At 40.1% G+C, this 19679-nt stretch carries 19 protein-coding genes; 10 read left to right on the top strand and 9 right to left on the bottom strand.

The genetic code is table 11. The annotated features are described in order from the left end of the window. Positions 1-48 precede the first annotated feature (48 nt). Together J4861_RS04065 and ispE are read right to left on the bottom strand one after the other, a co-directional pair. Positions 49-3348, bottom strand: a complete 3300-nt coding sequence (locus J4861_RS04065; RefSeq protein ID WP_211816641.1) for a UvrD-helicase domain-containing protein — start codon at positions 3346-3348, stop codon at positions 49-51. Between the two features lie 24 nt (positions 3349-3372). Then, positions 3373-4212, bottom strand: coding sequence for a 4-(cytidine 5'-diphospho)-2-C-methyl-D-erythritol kinase (ispE, locus tag J4861_RS04070; RefSeq protein WP_211815901.1), 840 nt, complete (start codon positions 4210-4212; stop codon positions 3373-3375). A 99-nt stretch (positions 4213-4311) separates the two neighbouring features. Between ispE and dnaB the strand changes: the two genes are divergently transcribed. Further along, complete coding sequence (gene dnaB / locus J4861_RS04075; protein WP_211806617.1) at positions 4312-5832, top strand: replicative DNA helicase; 1521 nt, start codon at positions 4312-4314, stop codon at positions 5830-5832. 418 nt (positions 5833-6250) lie between these two features. On the opposite strand, the gene J4861_RS04080 is transcribed toward dnaB, so the two are convergent. The 7 genes from J4861_RS04080 to J4861_RS04110 form a co-directional block, all read right to left on the bottom strand. Beyond that, the gene (locus J4861_RS04080) at positions 6251-8137 is read right to left on the bottom strand and encodes an AAA family ATPase (protein WP_028899685.1); all 1887 of its coding nucleotides are present in this window, start codon (positions 8135-8137) and stop codon (positions 6251-6253) included. Then, the gene (locus J4861_RS04085) at positions 8118-8849 is read right to left on the bottom strand and encodes a hypothetical protein (protein WP_028899684.1); all 732 of its coding nucleotides are present in this window, start codon (positions 8847-8849) and stop codon (positions 8118-8120) included. Before J4861_RS04085 ends, J4861_RS04080 begins: the two co-directional genes overlap by 20 nt. 107 nt (positions 8850-8956) lie before the next feature. Beyond that, complete coding sequence (locus J4861_RS04090) at positions 8957-10015, bottom strand: relaxase/mobilization nuclease domain-containing protein (protein ID WP_211815902.1); 1059 nt, start codon at positions 10013-10015, stop codon at positions 8957-8959. Continuing rightward, entirely contained in the window at positions 9999-10430 is a 432-nt protein-coding gene (locus J4861_RS04095; protein WP_211815903.1) for a plasmid mobilization protein, read from the bottom strand. The genes J4861_RS04090 and J4861_RS04095 overlap by 17 nt, the downstream gene beginning before the upstream one ends. A gap of 404 nt (positions 10431-10834) precedes the next feature. Continuing rightward, complete coding sequence (locus J4861_RS04100; RefSeq protein ID WP_428842166.1) at positions 10835-11254, bottom strand: DUF3408 domain-containing protein; 420 nt, start codon at positions 11252-11254, stop codon at positions 10835-10837. A gap of 11 nt (positions 11255-11265) precedes the next feature. Next, entirely contained in the window at positions 11266-12240 is a 975-nt protein-coding gene (locus J4861_RS04105; RefSeq protein WP_211815904.1) for a toprim domain-containing protein, read from the bottom strand. Between the two features lie 182 nt (positions 12241-12422). Continuing rightward, on the bottom strand, positions 12423-13706 hold the full coding sequence (locus J4861_RS04110) for a virulence-associated E family protein (RefSeq protein WP_211815905.1): 1284 nt from the start codon (positions 13704-13706) through the stop codon (positions 12423-12425). A 591-nt stretch (positions 13707-14297) separates the two neighbouring features. Here J4861_RS04110 and J4861_RS04115 point away from each other — a divergent pair. The 9 genes from J4861_RS04115 (at position 14298) to arsB (ending at position 19640) form a co-directional block, all read left to right on the top strand. Then, entirely contained in the window at positions 14298-14600 is a 303-nt protein-coding gene (locus tag J4861_RS04115; protein ID WP_211815906.1) for a helix-turn-helix domain-containing protein, read from the top strand. Positions 14601-14612: 12 nt separating this feature from the next. Further along, complete coding sequence (locus J4861_RS04120) at positions 14613-14918, top strand: helix-turn-helix domain-containing protein (RefSeq protein WP_004359048.1); 306 nt, start codon at positions 14613-14615, stop codon at positions 14916-14918. Positions 14919-15191: 273 nt separating this feature from the next. Further along, the gene (locus tag J4861_RS04125; RefSeq protein ID WP_028899680.1) at positions 15192-15515 is read left to right on the top strand and encodes an ArsR/SmtB family transcription factor; all 324 of its coding nucleotides are present in this window, start codon (positions 15192-15194) and stop codon (positions 15513-15515) included. Positions 15516-15576: 61 nt separating this feature from the next. Beyond that, entirely contained in the window at positions 15577-16017 is a 441-nt protein-coding gene (locus J4861_RS04130) for a nitrophenyl compound nitroreductase subunit ArsF family protein (protein ID WP_004359044.1), read from the top strand. A gap of 8 nt (positions 16018-16025) precedes the next feature. After that, the gene (locus tag J4861_RS04135; RefSeq protein ID WP_028899679.1) at positions 16026-16733 is read left to right on the top strand and encodes an aromatic aminobenezylarsenical efflux permease ArsG family transporter; all 708 of its coding nucleotides are present in this window, start codon (positions 16026-16028) and stop codon (positions 16731-16733) included. A 33-nt stretch (positions 16734-16766) separates the two neighbouring features. Then, a complete protein-coding gene (locus J4861_RS04140; protein WP_004359040.1) occupies positions 16767-17000 on the top strand; it encodes a thioredoxin family protein in 234 nt (77 codons plus the stop codon). Positions 17001-17105: 105 nt separating this feature from the next. Next, complete coding sequence (locus J4861_RS04145) at positions 17106-18074, top strand: permease (protein ID WP_007574486.1); 969 nt, start codon at positions 17106-17108, stop codon at positions 18072-18074. Positions 18075-18146: 72 nt separating this feature from the next. After that, positions 18147-18575, top strand: coding sequence for an arsenate reductase ArsC (locus J4861_RS04150; RefSeq protein WP_028899677.1), 429 nt, complete (start codon positions 18147-18149; stop codon positions 18573-18575). A 12-nt stretch (positions 18576-18587) separates the two neighbouring features. Beyond that, entirely contained in the window at positions 18588-19640 is a 1053-nt protein-coding gene (gene arsB / locus J4861_RS04155) for an ACR3 family arsenite efflux transporter (RefSeq protein ID WP_028899676.1), read from the top strand. Positions 19641-19679: the final 39 nt, after the last annotated feature.

Consider the following 19679-nt stretch of genomic DNA (forward strand, 5'->3'; position numbering starts at 1 on the left):
TATATATCAGAACGCTTGTTAAGAATGAAATGAAGTTAGTTATATAGGCTATTCGCCCTTTAATGGGAGAAAAGGAGTTGGTATGATCTCGTTTCTAACGACATACCAAATATAGCCAGAGACCTTCTCATAGCCCATGCGCATAAGCAAAGTCATATAGCGTTGTACTTGCTCATGATATTCTTCACGTGGTTTACCAAACTTGAAATCTACTACAATAATCTCCTTTCCATCGGTCATTACACGGTCAGGACGATGTTCATGAATATCTCCACTCTCCTTATCATAGTCAAGAATGGTGCACTCATTAAACAGCTTCCATCGTGAACTAAACCAATCTTTTACTTTCTCATTCATCAGAGCATTGGCAATCTTATTCTGCAATTTTCTCGATGTAACCTCATCATTATAGATAACTCCTTCTTGCTCTAATTCCTTTAAGCGAGGTTCAATATCATCTTCTGTAAGGATAGTAGAAAAGAGTTGGTGAAGTATATTTCCAACCTTTATGTAACGATTTGCGTCTGAAGGATCAATATCCTCACCATTGATAAAGTCATGACTCTTATTACTCTGTCGGAAGCTAACAGGATGGGGGAAAGTTTCTATCTTTAACTTATGCGTCTTAGGTGTAAGTTCAAAAGGATTCTCCGTAGACTTCTCCTTATCAACACGCTGTCCACAATCCAACAAAGTACCAAAATCAAAACTGATAGCCTCCTTATCACCAGCATCATCAATCGTTGCTCCTGGCAATTCATTAGCAAGATCATCAATAACTAATTGAATAATCTGTGAACGATCTGTGGCAGTATTACCATTTTGTAACTTAGTAAAAGTGGTTTTAGAAGCCTTTTTACCAGTAATAAATAGGTTCTTTCCTGCACGTGTAAAGGCAACATAAAGCAAATTCATGTTATCAACAGTATTCTGAAGATGCTCCTCTTTGTAATCATCTTCAAAGACAGTACCTATCATCTTTTTAGAAAAATCTATCGGAATCAACGGTAATTCTCCATAAGGTCTTTCCTTATTATCTCCTGGACACCATATTGTATTACCAACAGTCTTCTCCAATCCCCAATCACAGAAAGGAATCAGAACGTTATCATATTCCAATCCCTTACTCTTATGAATAGTAATCAAACGTATTCCATCAACTTCATCGCTTTGAATTGTATTGCTTGAAAGACTATCTTCCCATTCTTCGATGAAATCATCAATATCTGCAGGATGGTCTCTCAAATACTCATTCAATGTATCGTAGAATGTACATACGTATGCACTTTGTCCTTCAAGACTACCGAGATTAAAAAGTGAGTAAATCTCATCAACAAGGTCTACAAGTGACAATCTTAATAAAAAGTCAAACTTATTTACATAACCACTTGGTAAAAAAGACTTTAACTCTCTTTCACCTTCATCTACAAATAAAGCATTATTATCTTTATCCGACTGTATTACTTGTTGTTGATAGAGCTTAACCAACTTACTTTCTGTAAGTTTATCATCAGGATGTGTAAGCAATCGCAGAGCAGCAATAATCACATTAACAGCTAACGAAGCATCCAATTGGAATGCCTCATCAGAAACAATACTTACATCTGTACCAAACTCACTTTGGAACTTATCAGCAATATCCTGTATTACTCCTTTTGATCGGACAAGAATAGCAATATCCTTTTGTTTATACCCACGATTTAATAGTTCACGGATATTACTAACTAATTCATTGAGAACATTCTCGTTGTATTCTGATACTGCCTTTTTATCATAAGGAAAGAGTTTTATATGCACAAATCCCTTACCATCATCTTTCCTCGGTTTCTGTTCAATCTCTTTATAAGCTTCAATCAACTGAGCAGCACCTTTTATATCATCACTCTCTAATTCTTTAACTGTTTGTATAACAGCCTGCGTAAAGAAAGCATTATTAAATCGGATTATATTCTCTTCAGAACGATAGTTAGTTTCAAGAGGTTCTATCTTTATTTGCTCTTCAGAGAAGTCATACTCAATATTATTTAGTAATTTCCAATCACCTTGACGCCATCGATAAATACTCTGCTTGACATCACCCACAATCAGATTATGTGACTCTATTTGAGCCATACAGTTATCAAGTAACTTGCGGAAGTTATTCCATTGGATAGTACTTGTATCTTGAAACTCATCAATCATGATATGCTTCAAGTAAGCTCCCATCTTCTCAAAAACAAAAGGCGTATCAGAATCTTTCATTAAAGTGCTAAGCAATGATTGTGTGTTACTTAGCATAAATCGGTTCGTGTCTTTATTTATCTCATCAACGGCTCCTGAGATAGCATGTAAAAGACGAAGTTGAGAAAGATGCTTAAGCGTAAGATTACTGGATTGATACTCCTTCCAACATTCTTTCCTATACTGTTCTAATAGTAGTAAGTCATCATACCATGACTCTGAAATAAAAGCACTAATACGCTCTTTCTCTCCAGCTGGACATTTCTTCAACAACCAGTTATCAGGACTCTCAAGACATTTCAAGACATTTGCTGATGGTCCTTCATCAGTAGGTTCATTCTCTACCAATTTAGTGATATATCCATACAATCCTTTAATAAAGTAACTTGTATCAATACCAGCATCACTTATTTTCTGAAGCAGTTTTCCAGCCTGTTCTTTGACCTTCTTAGGGCTTTCCTTACGTCTCCTACGCAAATCCGTGATTAAATCGTCAAAAAAAGATTCTTCACGAAACCGATTATCAAGTTCAGCTTTATGGTCTTTATAGAAGTCCTTAAAGATATTTTTTCCGAAGTCCTTTATCTGTCCAATAACATTCCATCCCTTGTCATCTTCTATATTTTTATCGATATAATCGCGAATCCAACTAAGAACCTCTTCCCCTTCTTCAAGACTATTAATCAATTCATCAACAGCCTGAGCCTCTACTTGTTCATCATTGAGATCAATACGAAGATTAGCTGTAAGATTCAACTCACGAGCAAGATTACGCAATACAGACTGAAAGAAGGCATCAATCGTCTGTACACAAAATTCATTATAATGATGGGTAAGCAGCGATAACGCTTCAGCAGCATTCTCTCTAATTGTTTGCTCAGGAAAGCCAGTCTTCTGTAATACTTGCTCATAGTAAGCCTGCGAATCTGGCAATTTATGTGCAATACCATACAGTTGAGAAAGAATACGCGTTTTCATTTCTTGCGTCGCCTTATTAGTAAAGGTTACGGCAAGAATCTTCTTATAATCTTGTGGATTCTTTACCACTAAGGTGATATATTCTGATGCTAATGTAAATGTTTTGCCTGAACCTGCTGATGCTTTATAAACCGTTAATGCTTTTTCCATCATAAATATTAGTAAAGATTGATGTTAGAGTCTGACACAATAGGTGAACATATCGGGGAAGAGTTCCTCTATATTTGTTGGCTTTTGTCCAAAGATACCAAAAATGGTACTACCACTTCCCGACATCTGTGCATACAAAGCTCCATTCTCATACAGTTTCTCTTTAACTGTTGCCAATATAGGGTGTATAGCAAAAATAGACTTTTCAAAATCATTTGTTAGTTCAGCGCGCCATGTATCAATTGGTTGACGTACAATATCACGACAACTTTTCACTGGTTTCTTAGGAGTAACACCCGCGAATGCTTCAGCTGTTGAAACGGCTACATCAGGCTTTACAAGTGCAAGATAATACCCTTCTAAATTGTTCCCCTCATTGTCTGCTGGGGCAAGAACATCTCCAATGCCCGTCGCATAAGCAATTTCAGAGCGAATAAAGAATGCACAGTCAGCACCCAATTGGGCTGCATAACGCTCCATCTCTGCATTACCCATATTCAAACGAAAACGCTCATCAAGTAATCGAATCATATAAGCAGCATCAGCTGAACCACCACCAAGTCCTGCCTGCATAGGAATACGCTTAACAAGGTGAACATGTATACGAGGTAATTCATAATCTTTTGCAAGGAGATGATAAGCCTTAACTACCAAATTATTGCGCTCATCACATTCTACAGCATGACCAGTCACTTTTAAGTCTATGGGAGTAGGAGAGGGAAACTCCTCATCCATCTTTTTAATTTCCAACACATCACATAAAGGAACAGGATAAAAAACTGTTTCAAGGTCATGATAGCCATCAGGACGTTTTGCAACAATATTTAAACCAAGGTTGATTTTACAGCAAGGAAAGGTAATCATAGTCTAAAATTATAATTAAAGAATTCTTTTTTGCAAAGATAATAAAAGGTTACAAGATTGATGTTAGAAATGGAATATTTTTTGTAATTTTGCCACCATATGGCAGAAAGAAGTAATAACAATAAAAGTAGTCGTAGAACCAAGCAGGCTCCTATCGACACGACGTTTGGTCACCTACAACCACAAGCAACTGACATTGAAAAGGTTGTTTTAGGTGCACTTATGATTGATAAGGATGCCTTTACTGTTGTCTCAGAGATTATCAAACCAGAAACATTCTATGAGTCTCGTCATGAGAAAATCTATGAAGCTGTACAATCTCTGAATCTGCAGGAGAAGCCTGTAGATATTATGACCGTAGTAGAAGAACTTCGACATAAAGGAACACTTGAAGAAGTTGGTGGTCCTGCATATATCGTTGAGCTTAGCTCCAATGTTGCTTCATCTGCACACATTGAGTATCATGCACATATTCTTGCACAAAAGTTCTTGGCACGACAACTCATCCAGTTTGCATCAATGATTGAGACTGATGCTTTCGATGAAACCGTGGATGTTGACGAGTTGATGCAGAAAGCCGAGGGTGCTCTGTTTGAGATTTCCCAGAAGAATATGCTACAAGATTATGTACAGATTGACTCTGTCGTTGAACAAGCCCATCAATTACTTCTCAAGGCTGCAAACAATAAGGGTAGCTTAACTGGCGTACCAAGTGGTTTCCACGACTTAGACAAGATAACAGCAGGTTGGCAGGCATCCGACTTGGTTATTATTGCTGGTCGTCCTGCCATGGGTAAGACTTCTTTTGCACTTAGTATTGCTAAAAATATTGCCATTGACTATCGTAAGCCAATTGCGTTCTTCTCTCTTGAGATGAACAACGTACAGCTTGTCAATCGTTTAATATCAAACGTTTGTTCTGTACCTGGTAACAAGATTCTTAATGGTCAGCTAACACCTGACGAGTGGGAGCGTTTCGACTCTAACATACGAAAGATGCAGGGTGCACCGATTTATATTGACGATACACCTGGACTTTCAATCTTCGAACTTCGTACAAAAGCGCGTCGATTGGTGCGTGAACATAATATTGAAGTGCTCATGATTGACTACTTACAGCTGATGAATGCCAATGGTATGCGCTTCAATAGCCGTCAGGAGGAGGTTTCTACTATTAGCCGTTCCTTGAAGGGACTTGCAAAAGAGCTGAACATTCCAATATTAGCACTGTCACAGTTGAGTCGTGCGGTTGAACAACGCGATCCACGTGAGGGTAAACGTCCACAGTTAAGTGACTTGCGTGAGTCTGGAGCTATCGAGCAGGATGCCGATATGGTACTCTTTGTGCATCGACCAGAGTATTATCATATTCTGCAAGATGATCATGGTAACGACCTTCATGGTATGGCTCAGATTATTATTGCCAAGCATCGTAAGGGTGCAACTGGTGATGTTCTACTCAACTTCCGTGGTGAATACACTCGTTTTGCTAATCCTGAGGATTTGGATATGGCTGCTCCAATGCCTAATGACCCATTGGGTGGTGAGATTATTGGTAGCAAGATGAATGATGATCCTATACCACCATACCCAGGTGGGGATATGAGAGTACCCTTCTAAGCGACATTAGGCAATCATTTCAAGACGCATAAAGTCTACGAAATTTCATTACAAAAATGACGACTATCAAACCTCATGTAAGGTCAAAATAGTCGTTATTTTTTGTCTTTGTAACTAACCGATTATCAAGTAGTTGCAAAACACTATACAAAAAGGTGCTTAATTAGACTTCAAAAGGGCATTAGTAACATTGCAAGATAATTATTAAAATGTATCTAATTGAAAATAAAGAAGTTACCTTATCGCATAAGCCAAACAGGTAACGATTTGGAAACGAGCGGACTACTGGGCTTCGCTGTTTTCTGCCTAACAAAGAACGCTTATTATTCTGTTTGCAAAGATAATACTTTCTTGCCGAATAATGAGCATTATGATGAGAATAAATATAAAAAAACATATAACTTAATATAGTATCATATCACTTCTGAATAGCATCTTCAAGACTTGGATAACCGCCAGAACCTCTATATACATAATTACAAAGTGTGTTGTAAATACTTTTTATGGTTTTTTCTCTTCCAACTACATATTGTGGCACATTAGAAGAGGTAATGTGAAGCAAAGGATTTGAAAAATAATCCATACCATTCAGTGTGTATTTCATCCACTCAGCACAAAAATAAAAGTGTACCTCCGCATCTATACCATCCTTAGTGAAATGGATAAAAAATTCATTTGAAAGCGTACAATCTGCATATTGGACTAGAAATGAAACCGATATTGTTCTCAGTTTTGAAATTTCATCAATAGCTTTTAGCAACTCACTCTTGTATATTGGAGTACGAGCATCGTGATGTGATAACGGATTGAGGATTCTCTCCCTATACATCTGTATATCTGGAGTAATATCAGGAATTCCTGTGTCTGAATAAAACTGATTGAGAGCACCCATCATGTTGGATAGTTGTTTAGGAGAAGTTTTTGGGAAAGGGGCTCTCTGAAATTCTACTGTAGCATTGAATGGTAGCAATCTTTTAAGCTGCTCTTCACATTCACGTCTTAATGCATTGGCAGACGCAGCATAGTCACGTTGCTCATAAAAAGCTTTTGCCCTATCAATTGCATTCTGATTATCAACAAGTAGATAGTCTGGTATATTGTCTATATCATCATTCAAACTGTATAATTCCTTGAACAACCAGCTGCTATCATGTTTCTGCTGTCTAATCTTTGACCTTAGAATATCGAAGAAGGTGTAATCATGCGTGAAAAGTAGTATCTGATAATTACTTTCATAACTCAAAATAATGTCCATTACTTCAAGTCTTGTAGACATATCTAGACTAATCAGCAAATCATCGAGGAATAGTGCAGAGGCACCATCATCCTCGGCACGGTGCATAATTTCAACAACTGCAAAACGCATCGCAATGGCAAGGCAAGTAAGTTTTGCCTCATTGAAAAAGGAGCGAGGATGTAATATGTCATTATGTCCAACAATATGGTTATGGCTGAATTCTGCCTTAACCTTTATTTTGGGAGGTAATATTTTTTTGTTATATAATACTCCTGGCCCCATCTGGACATCTGTAATCCTTGCATTCTCATAGTCCATCTGAAGTCTTGCATTCAATTTGAAGCTATTAGAAATCATCTGATTGGCCTTAGTTTCAATTAGGGTCACATTATTCTTTATCTGTCTGTTAAATTCTTTCAGCAGTCTGGAATAACGTATGTATTCATCAGAAGTCTTCAAAATATAATGTGGATTAGAACCTCTCTTTAGATTCTGAAGGTTATTATTTAAATACTTCCACCAGTAGTCAGCTGTCATTACAGATGATTGTGTACCATCATAGTGAATGAGTTTCATGGATGGTTGTAAAATTAGAGCTGGGAAAATATCACTGACGAAAATATTGAAGATCTCGGGCTGCTTGCTATTTTTAAAATCGAAGATGGCAGAAAGAAACTTGTAGTTCATGAAGGTACTAGATCCTGCAGTAATGCTCATAAAAGGGTCTGTAGAAGTATTACACCTGACATTTGAGTCTTCATAAGACTTTCTACGACCGTCATCTTCAGATATAAATTCTAAATCAATACCAGACCTCTGAGTATCAGGTAAGAATTTGTTACGAAGATTTTCCGTGTTATCTGCTACAAAATATTTCTGTGCATCATCTATTGTTGGTCTTTTATAACAACTCTGAAACAAGGTATAGATAGCCCAATAGAGAGAACTCTTTCCACTACCATTCTCTCCATACAGAAGCAAATTCTTACCTTCAATATCCATCTTGAAAGGGCGATGGAAAAACTTGAAGTTTTCTATCTTTATGCTATTAATCTTCCACTTTGTCATGGTCATGGATTTTGTTCGCAAAAGACATCAAATTAGTAAACAGAATACGCACTTTACGTACATCGTTCATAACTTCAGTTTTATTATCAAGAAGGGCATCGAATATAGTATTGACACCATTTTCTTTTATTTGGCTTTTATCCAAAAGAGCTTTCCAAGAATTAAATAAATTCAAGTTGACCCCCATTTCTTTTAGAGAAGGTTGCATAATCTGAGCAATGCTTAGAGAATCACGGACATCTGTAAACATACTCAACCGAAGCTGAAAATACTTGTCGTTTATATGCTTAGAAATATTCATCGACATATCTGAAACTATTAAGGCACTGTAACCGTAAACTCTTTGAGTATCTTGGTCTTCTTTTCTAAATTCAAAGTTCAATAATTGTGTTTTTGTCAGTTTTTTTTTGAATTTCATTTTGTCCTTGCTGAAGAACAAGGCAACATATCCAGCTATACTACCAATTTCAAACATCAAATAATCATAACTCACTTTTTTCTGATAATCAGGATTAAGTCCCACATAAAGCCCATCGTCATCTCTCATTTTATTGGTAATAATCTGCGAGTTTGTTAGGAATTTTTCACAATCTATAGGAACAAAGATAAAAGGAGCCCTATTATCCATGTCCATCAAACTCCACTTCTGCTCAACTTGAGAGCGGTTGTAGACAAAGCCGATATCACCAATACGAAGCCTATCTTCAGACATCTATCATTATAAATGTTTAATAGATTGCAAAGATACTGTTTTTTATCAAGAAATTGCAAATAAACTCGGATTTCTGCGTAATATGATGTATTCTTTATTGCTGCGAGTTACATTCTCCTCCCTCGCTTCTTTCTGTTGGCTTGGTTTCTGAGTTTGCGCTGCCACGCTGTTTCTGCATAGTCATTGTCCTGTGCGGTTGGTGTAATCAAATCGCCTAACCCTTCCACAACTTCATCGGCTGCGCTAACGATGGTGTCTGCCACTGCACCAATGGAGTTCTGCACTTGTGGCGTATTATTGTCTCGTGAGATTGAGGAACGGCTCTTTGGTACAAGCTCATAACCTGTATCAGGCAGTTCGTTCTTTTCTCTTGATTTTTGTACTGTTTGATGTAATTTCCTTGATTCTTCCCTGTTGGTTGGTTCAAAGCTTTTCTGCAAGGAACGGTAGCCGAATTCCCTGCCGATTTCGGAAGCCTTGAAGGATTGCCCTGCGTATGAGAACTTTAAACCATAGACATTACCTTGCTTGTTCTTCATACGCTCTATAATAATGCCGTTTTTGTTCAATTCATAAAGGAACATAGAATGCCCTGTAACGCCTGTTCCTTTGTATTTGTCAAGCAGGGAATAACAGATTTGTTGCACCACTTTCTTTGCTTGCTCTCGCGTCTGGCTGACTTTTTCCTTTTGGTATTTCCTTTCCGCCTTGACCTCCTTTGCGATGGTCAAGCCTTTCTCCCTGCTGATTTCCTCTGCCACCCTTGCAGCCCTGTTGCTCACAAAAGTGGTATCATAGACTTCTCCATATAGGCTGATGCGGTTGGCGATGATGTGAATGTGTCTGTTGTCGGTGTCCTTGTGCGTTACCGCCACCCATTGATGGTTGTCAAGTCCCATTCGCTTGGCAAACAAATGGGCAATCCGCATCAGTTCGGACACGGGCAGTTTTTTCTCGTCCTGCGGTGCGATGCCGATTTCGATACGGAGAAACTTGTTCCTGCAACGGCTGTTGTAGTCGCTGACCACTTTCATTTCCTCATAGATTGTCTTTGGCTCCCTGCTGCAAAGATTGTGAAAGGCAAGCCGATAGCCGAGCTTGCCATCTCTGAAAATATAGTCCAGAGCCGTACTGCCGTGCGCTATCGCCTTACATTTTCCTATCATCTCTTCTCATATTTAAGACCTTATATACCTCATCATCCACACGAAAATGGGGGTCGTAAAATCGCTTAAATGCCTCTTTGGCACATAGCGAGAGGTTCTTTGTGATATGTAGCCAATCTTCGTCCTTGCCCTTGATGAGGTTGGAAACCTGCCCATAGAATCTTCCTGTATGTTGGAGGATGGCAATGGCTTCCCTCTCGTTGTCGGTCATCTTGGGGACGGCTATTATCTCGCCGTTAAGGAGTATCTCACGGCAGTAGTCGGAGAACCTCCGCCCTGTATTTTCCGCCCTTGATTTGATACGTTGCTTTTCCTCTAAGGTACATCTTACTTTGATGAACTCTGTCTTGTTCATCCGCAGTTCTTCCTTATCCTTTGGCTGCCATCGGGCAGCTTTTCCTTTGTATCTATTCATATAAGTTTCCTTTGAAAGTTAATCATTATAGATAATTTGTTGTTGCTTAATTTCTGAATGCTGACCGATGAGAACGGAGTGATTACGGTCTTATCTCCCCGACAGTCTGACGAGGGGGAGCAAGAGCAGTTTGTGGGTACAAACTGACGTCTTGCAATGTCAGTGATAAGACCATTTACGCACGAGGCGTTTTGCAGCCAAAAAGTGAATGCCGTGCATTCTGTGTTTAACTGTGTTCGTGGTGTTCTCATCATTCAGATGTCTACTTGCTAAAAATATGATGTCATATTTGCCCAAATATGACGTCTCATTTACGAGAATATGACATCATATTTTAATGCGATAGTAGGATTAGGGCGGGAAATAAATCTTTTGAAATTCATCCCTCGCCCCCTTCCTGCGGTTTATAACCTTCTCCATTTCTCTATGTCCTCTCCATATTCATCCAGATGCTGACGAACGATGTTCTCCACAAAGCTTGAAAGGTTGCTGCCCCTGTCGCCTAATCTACGCACAATAAAGTCGGCACGTTCCTGTGTCTCCCTACTCAGATAGACTGCCTTACGATTGTTTAACTTGGTCGGCACAAGATAGGCTCGCTTGTAGGCTTCGAGTGTTTTCTTTCTCATCTTGGCACTGATACGTTTCTGAACGGTTACGTTCTCAGCATTTCGTGCAGGCTCGGAGTGCATGGTATTCTCTGTATCCTGCTTGTTTGTTGGGCTTTCTCTTTCAGGAACCGCAGTCGCTTCTTGTGAAGTAGATTCGTTCTCTGTTTCATCTTCCACACCCAAGAACCACGAAAGGTCTTTGTCGCTCATCATAGTTTCCATTTCTATTTCATTTTAAGTTTAACTTGTTTTGATTTCTTGTTTTGTCCTGTAATTGATATGTGTGTCTGTTCCTGCGCTTTCCGTTCCTGCCGCTCACGGACACGGCTGACATGATATTCATTGAGATCCTTGAAGTCTTTGTAATGTATGTTCATGTCCTCAACATGGAAGCCTGCCTTTATGAAATCTTGAACAGTCCTCCGTCCTGCTTCGTCATTGTCAAGGAAGGCACGGATATGGGTGAGGTGTCGGTCATTCAAATAACGGATAGTCCTTGCCACGTTGCTCACGGAGTTCATCACAAGGCAGTGGTTGGTAATCTCTTCTTTCATTGAAAGGAAGGAGAGGAAGTCCATGAAGCCTTCAAAGATACATACAGACTCCGCTCTATCCGTGAATATCGGAGTAATGTCCTTCGGGGCTATCGTTCCCTTGAACGTCTTGTCGTCCCGAAGCTCATAGCCGCCAGAGAGATTGGCAAAGCCAATGGCTTGATAGCGCCTGCCCCTTATCTCATAGCTGATACATTTGAGGAATGGCATAGCCTTTTCCAAGTTGATGCAACGCACCTTTGTAAGGTACTCCTGAAAATGTGGTGGCAGAGTGTCTGATATTTCAATCAGTCTCCTTGCTCCATTTACAGCCATCACAGGTTGGGAATTATTTGGCACGAAGTCATTAAGAAAACTAGATGTGCCATTATCGGAAGCGTTCTGTCCCAAACGATGGATAGCTTCCGATAGCGTGCATCCCTCCATACGCATACAGAGGTCGATTATGCTTCCGCCCCTGCCTTCGGCATAGTCTATCCAAAGGTTCTTCTCAGTGTCCACCTTAAAACTCGGATGTGTTTCCTCCCTGAGCGGTGAACAATACAGGGTATAGGCAGCAGTCCTACGTACAGGCTTGATACCCCTCCTTTCGAGATACTCCACGATGGGGTATCGCTTGATAAGTGATAAATCTTCTTCTTTCATTGTTTTGATACATTAATGGGTTGAATGATAATTATTTATGTTTGTCTGTTTTTATGGTTTTACCTTTTCCAAAGTTTTTCCCCTCCAAACTTTTTCATCTTTCTTCTTACTACATACTATTCTGTGATAAGTGATTGATAATCAGTGTTACTTTGTAGTATAAGACAATACTACACATTCTACTACATTTGGCTACTACAAGTTTGAAGGAGCGGGCAGGGCAAGATTTTCCTAATCTTGTAGACATAGATGGGGCTACTACCGTTTCTTCGTTTGCTCACCTTTATGTATCCTGCTTTCTTCAAGGCTTCGCCCATCCGCTTGGCAACAAGTGGCTGGTGGGTATAAATACCCAAATAAGTGAGTATCTCCGTAGTGGTCATTAACGAATAACTTTCATCCTCCGTTGGCTTTTCAAAACAACGCAACAAAAGCTCCATCTCTGCAGTTTGTACTTGAAAGTCCTCACTCTCTCTGTATAGTTCGGCAATCTCATCATCATCAAACCAATAGCGAAAGCCTGACTTTAACAGGGCTTTGGCTTCCGCATAGACATTGTTCATCGAGATAGCTTTTGCTCTCTCAATATCTATGGAAAGCACTTCAAAGGGCAGGAACCGTCTGCTTCCTGTAGGGTCTGTAAGAAAGTCATTGCCGTTCACTGATGCCACAAAGCTTGCCAAGTGGGGATGTTCCTCCACATACTTGTCGTAGGGCATACGGTATTTGACCATCGGGCAGGTAATGAGGTTCTTCAGCTCATTCTCATCACGTTTATTTAGAGCTTTGAGTTGATCGTCGATGTTTACTATGAGGTTCTGTCCTATATAGGTGAGCGTGTCCTTCTCCTGTGGATATATCTTACCCGTATAGCTGTAACTGTGCAGGGCTGGCGGACAGAACAAATCCAAGAATGTAGTTTTGAACTTGCCCTGCTCGCCCGTCAGCACGAGGCAGGTGTGGTTACGGCACTCACGGTCGTCCATTGCGTTGGCAACCACTGCCACGATCCATTTTGTAAGATATAGTAGCCATTTTTCGTGATTGCGCACCACAACGCAACTTGCCAGTTCGGGAATGGCTTTCAGTGAAAGAGAGGAGATACTACTATTACCTTCATCACAGCCTATATCCGCCAATGGCAATCCCTTGAAATACTCCTGTATGGGGTTGATGCGTGGAGAGAAGCTGCTCTCGATGATAGAGTATAGATTTTCTGATGAGGTTATTATCCCGATGTCGTTGTCTATCTCCCTTCGGAGCGTGTTGATTTCATAGCGACCCACTTTTGAGAAATGAGCATCGTTCTTGCTTCGGTATTCGGTTCTTCCCAATACAGTGTTGTATCTGAACTCATAGCGAGAGGACAGATAGATTTCTATCTCACCGTTTTTTGAGGAAGTCTTTTTTCGCTTGGGCATATTGTTTCCTCCCTCCGATTTGCTTTTATCTGCATTCTTCTTCATTATATGCTTGGTTTGGTTTCTAAGAGTGAAGTTATGAAGAGAACTGGAAAGTTCCAAGCATTCAAAGAGTGCTTGCATGATGTTGCGTTCATTCGCAATAAAGTTCGCACGTTTTTTTGAGGAGACAGGAAAAGAAATGACTGATTTAAGCCCGAATTAAGTCAAAACAGGGGATAAAATAATAAGGAAAGACAGAGGTAGAAGTGTACCCTTTGCACACGTTTGCAGTATTCTGCACCTATATTGCAAACAATAGAATCCGCGCAGAAATAGGGTAGCGTTTGTCCATACTAAGAGTGTTACAAGGTGTCTCTTGAACGAAGAATGATTGAATAGGACATACACCGCCCTATCTTTGTTTCAAACGGACGGCGAAAGAAGAAAACAGGGAAAGAATGTGCAAACAGCTGCCGATAAAATGCGTTAGCTTTTCCTTCAACTTCCCGATGTTTCCCTGCTGTTCCCTGCTGCTTTGAAGTATGACAAACTCATTATACTTTTGCAGGCATAAACGTGCGATGAAACGCAGAACAGACAAAGGTGTTGTCAATACCAATAAGACAGAATTACAAACAAAACAATAATAAAACTATGGGATATTTTATCATTACGGATTCAAATTGGACAAGGCTCAGGAATGAGATTCTCAGCCTTGCCGAGACCTGCCACAAGGCATTCGGGGAACAGAGCAAGCATACCGATTGGCTGCACAATGGTGATGTATGCAAGTTGCTCAACATCAGCAAGCGCACATTGCAGCATTACCGGGATACAGGTGTACTTCCATTCTCTCAAATCGGGCATAAGTGCTATTACAGGCGTGAGGATGTGGAGCTATTGCTCCAAACTAAATCGGAGAAATCAAAAACGGACAAATTCATGAATAACAAATAAGGCGAAAGAACTATGGAACAAGTAAGAGATTTGAACATGGAGGCAGACGATATGCAGGTGGTGCTGTCCGCACTAAAAGGGGTAAGTAAGCGGATTAAGGAAGTGGCAAAGACACACAAACCGCTCTTTGGCGGTGAGCACTTTCTCACGAGTAAAGAGGTGTGCGAAAGGCTGTACATCAGCCCTCGCACCTTGCAGGACTATCGGGATAGGGGAATTATCCCCTACACCCAGTTCGCAGGAAAAATCCTCTATAAGGCCTCAGATTTGGAAAAGATGCTAAAAGATAATTATAGGGAACAGAAACAAGTGCCTTAGGATATTTAGATTACATTTCAAAAGTTAAACTAATAGCTTATGATTTCACAAGTACCCTGCAAGAAGGAAGCAGCTATTCCTATGGATTTGGAAACCATAAGATGCTTTCACATAGAATCATTAACAACTTAGACTTGCGACTATAGCATTACTACTTATATTTTTCTGAGATACAGAAAAAAAACGATTTTCCCAAAAAATAACGATATTATTTGCATGTATCAGATATTGTTCGTAATTTTGCAAACAACAAACAATGATACATATAGAATAATGGAAGATAAACTGCACACAACAAATCTGGAACAGATAGCTCATTTTGCCAAAGCAATGGGACATCCAACGAGGATGGCAATTCTTGCTTTCTTGGCAAAACAAGATAGTTGCTTCTTCGGTGATATTCACGAAGAACTACCTATTGCCAAAGCAACCGTTTCGCAGCATTTGAAGGAATTGAAAGAAGCCGGCTTAATCCAGGGTGAAGTGGAAGCGCCCAAAGTCAAATATTGTATCAACAAGGATAATTGGCAAGCTGCGAAGAAGATGTTTGCAGATTTCTTTGCGCAACCCTGCAATAATAAGGGCTGTCGTAGGTGATTTTTTTTGAAGAATATGTTCGTAGTTTTGCGAATAACTAACAACAAAATATAAAAAAGGTATGAAAAAGTGTTTATTTTTAATCGTGGCATGTTTCACCTTTATCTTTTGCAACATGAATGCAAAGGACGGAACAGATGCCCAGGCTCTAAAAAAGACGACGGTAAAGGATTATGTAGAAGTGTTGTATTTTCATGGGAAACAGCGCTGTGCCACATGTATGGCTATCGAAAGCAACACAAAAGCTACAATGAAAAAGAACTTCGCTGACCAGATAAAAAAAGGCAAGGTGACTTTTAAGGTAATAGACATCAGCAAAAAGGAAAATGAGAAGATAGCAGAAAAGTATGAGGTAACATGGTCTTCACTATTTATCGTTAGACATAAGAATGGAAAGGAAACATACAAGAATATGACTGAATTTGCTTTTGCTAATGCACGCAAATCACCAGATGTATTTAGGGCTGGTGTCGTAAAATCCGTAAATGAAATGCTGAGATAATGGTGGATATGGATTGGTTACAGACATTGCTGGATAACAGTTCCACGCCTATACTGACAGCATTTCTGCTCGGACTACTGACAGCACTTTCACCTTGTCCGTTAGCAACGAACATAGCAGCTATAGGGTTTATCGGAAGAGATATTGAAAACAGGAAGCGAATATTCCGAAATGGCCTGCTTTATACGCTGGGGCGAATTCTTTCATACACCCTACTTGGTGTAATACTGATTACTATTCTGAAAGAAGGTTCCAGTATGTTCGGCATACAAAAGACAATAGGAACGTGGGGGGAGCTTATACTTGGACCTCTTCTACTCGTAATAGGCCTGTTCATGCTTTGGGGAGATAAACTCAACCTCCCCAAGTTTGGATTCACTGGAAATCCGGAAGGTCTTGCCAGGAAAGGCGGCTGGGGTGCTCTGATGATAGGGGTTCTGTTCGCCCTGGCTTTCTGTCCCACCAGTGGCGTGTTCTACTTCGGCATGCTGATACCGATGTCTGCCACGACCTCGGCAGGCTATCTTCTACCCATGATATTTGCTGTCGCTACGGCTATACCGGTGCTTGCTGTTGCATGGGTTCTCGCCTTCAGCATACAACAAATGGGAAATTTTTACGGAAAGATACAGAAAGTGCAAAAATGGGCGAACCTTATTGTAGGCGTGGTATTCATCATCATCGGCATATATTATTGCTGGATAATGTATTTGTAAAATGAATTTAATAACAATAATATTTTTACTAATATGGAAATAAAAGTTTTAGGGCCGGGTTGTGCCAAATGTAAATCAACCTACAATGTAATTGAAAAGGTACTTAAAGAGAACGACATCGATGCAAAACTCACCAAGGTGGACGACATCATGGAAATGATGAATTACAATATCATGACATCGCCAGCCGTTGTCATTGACGAAGTGGTAAAATTGAAGGGGAAGGTACCGACAGAAAGTGAAGTAAAGGAACTTCTGGGCATCTGATTGACAGAATATGTTTAACCACGAGCGGCAGAAACAACCATTATGGTATCTGCCGCTTTTTTTCAAGAACATTGTTCGTATTTAAGCGAACAAAAAAAGACTTCTATGATACAAGAATTTGCAGACAGGCTTGTTTACGGACTGTTCGGACTAAGTGCCGACACACCGATAGGAATTGCCGTAAACTTTTTCTTTTATGATACGATAAAAATACTTATCCTTTTGTTCTTCATCAGCGTATTGATGGGAATTATCAACGCCTACTTCCCAATTGAACGTTTGAGAAAATATCTGGTTACACACAATATGTACGGATTGCAGTACTTGCTGGCTTCCATATTCGGAGCGGTCACTCCTTTCTGTTCATGTTCTTCCATTCCTCTGTTTATCGGATTTGTAAAGGGCGGCATTCCTTTGGGCGTAACATTCGCATTTCTTATCACATCACCGTTGGTAAACGAGGTGGCTGTTGCTATGTTCCTTGGCTCCTTCGGATTGAAGGTGACTCTTATCTACGTCATCAGCGGCATTCTGTTAGGAGTAATAGGCGGTATAGTACTCGGTCGCATGCGCCTTGCTCCTTATCTGAGTGACTGGGTAAAGCAGATGCAGGCAAATTCATCCGCTCAGGCAGGGGAATGGGAAAAAGACCATACCACCTTTACCAAGAGGCTTCCCACTATTATCCGTGATGCATGGAAAATTGTCAGTGGTGTACTTATATATATTCTGATAGGTATAGGTATCGGTGCTTTCATGCATGGCTTTGTTCCTGAAGGATTCTTTGAGCAATACATGTCAAAAGACAACTGGTATGCAGTTCCTTTGTCTGTTATACTTGCCGTACCGATGTATGCTAATGCCGCAGGTATCGTCCCAGTAATCGAGGTATTTGTAGCGAAAGGCATTCCCATCGGAACGGCGATAGCCTTCATGATGGCTGTCGTTGGTCTTTCCTTGCCAGAGGCAACACTGCTCAAGAAAGTAATGACATGGAGACTTATCGGCATATTCTTCGGCACTGTGACGTTTTTCATCATCTTGTCCGGCTATCTGTTTAATTATATTCTATAATATGTAGAAATTCCTTCCAAAAAGCATTCAAACTATATAGTAAGTCAAATCCCCAAATTTAAAAATAAAAAGATGAAAGTATTGATTCTTTGTACAGGAAACAGCTGCCGTAGCCAAATGGCTCATGGCTTTCTACAGTCATTCGACAAAAATATAGAAGTGTATTCTGGTGGAACGGTACCAGCGAAACAAGTAAACGCCAAGGCGGTGGAAGTAATGAAAGAAGCCAGAATAAACATTGCCTCACATGTCCCAACACATGTTAATACCTATCTTGACAAGGAATGGCATTACGTAATAACCGTTTGCGGTGGTGCAAACGAAAGTTGTCCTATGTTTACAGGTAAAGTAAGAAACAGGCTGCATATAGGGTTTGACGATCCCTCGGAAGCAACCGGAAGTCCCGAGTTTATCAACAGTGAGTTCCATCGGGTACGGGATGAAATTAAAGCCTGTTTCTATGACTTCTACCTGAACGAATTAAAACCACAATTAAAATAAATAGATATTGTTATGGAAAAGAAACAAGGAATTGGATTTTTTGAAAAATACCTGACTGTCTGGGTTGCCTTGTGCATCATTATTGGAATTGCCGTGGGACAATGGCTTCCGGCAATTCCGCAAACATTAAGCAAATTTGAATATGCCAACGTGTCTATACCCGTGGCAATCCTGATTTGGTTAATGATTTATCCGATGATGCTAAAAGTAGATTTTCAAAGTGTTAAGAATGTCGGCAAGCGTCCGAAAGGAATAATAGTCACTGGCGTTACAAATTGGCTGATAAAGCCATTTACCATGTTTGGAATTGCTTATTTGTTCTTCTATGTGATTTTCAAAGCCTTTATACCTGCCAGATTAGCCGAAGAATATTTAGCCGGGGCGGTATTATTGGGCGCTGCACCTTGTACAGCTATGGTGTTCGTGTGGAGTTACCTTACTAAAGGGGATGCCGCTTATACACTGGTACAAGTGGCAGTGAACGATTTAATCATATTGGTAGCGTTTGCCCCTATCGTTGCTTTCTTGTTGGGAGTTGGCGGCGTATCTATCCCATGGGACACTCTGTTGCTATCCGTAGGGCTGTTTGTTGTGATACCACTTGCTGCCGGGGTCATTACCCGAATAATGATTGTCCGCCGCAAAGGTGTGGAGTATTTCAACAATGTATTTATTGAGAAATTTAATAATTACATGGTAGGTGGATTGCTATTAACGCTTATTATCCTGTTTTCATTTCAAGGAGAAACGATACTAAACAATCCCCTGCATATCTTATTGATTGCAGTTCCGCTTGTGTTGCAAACGGTTCTGATATTCTTCGTTGCTTACGGTTGGGCGAAATGGTGGAAATTACCCCATGATGTTGCCGCACCTGCCGGAATGATTGGGGCAAGTAATTTCTTTGAATTGGCGGTTGCTGTAGCTATTTCTCTTTTTGGTTTACAATCTGGGGCTGCATTGGCTACGGTGGTAGGCGTGTTGGTCGAAGTTCCGGTGATGTTGATGTTAGTAAGGATTGCCAATAACACACGACATAATTTCACAGAGACATATCATTCTTAGAGGCAATTGCATAATAAGAAGATATAATAAAGGTAAGAT

It is taken from the genome of Prevotella melaninogenica, from assembly GCF_018127925.1.
Classification (GTDB): Bacteria; Bacteroidota; Bacteroidia; order Bacteroidales; family Bacteroidaceae; genus Prevotella; species Prevotella melaninogenica_C.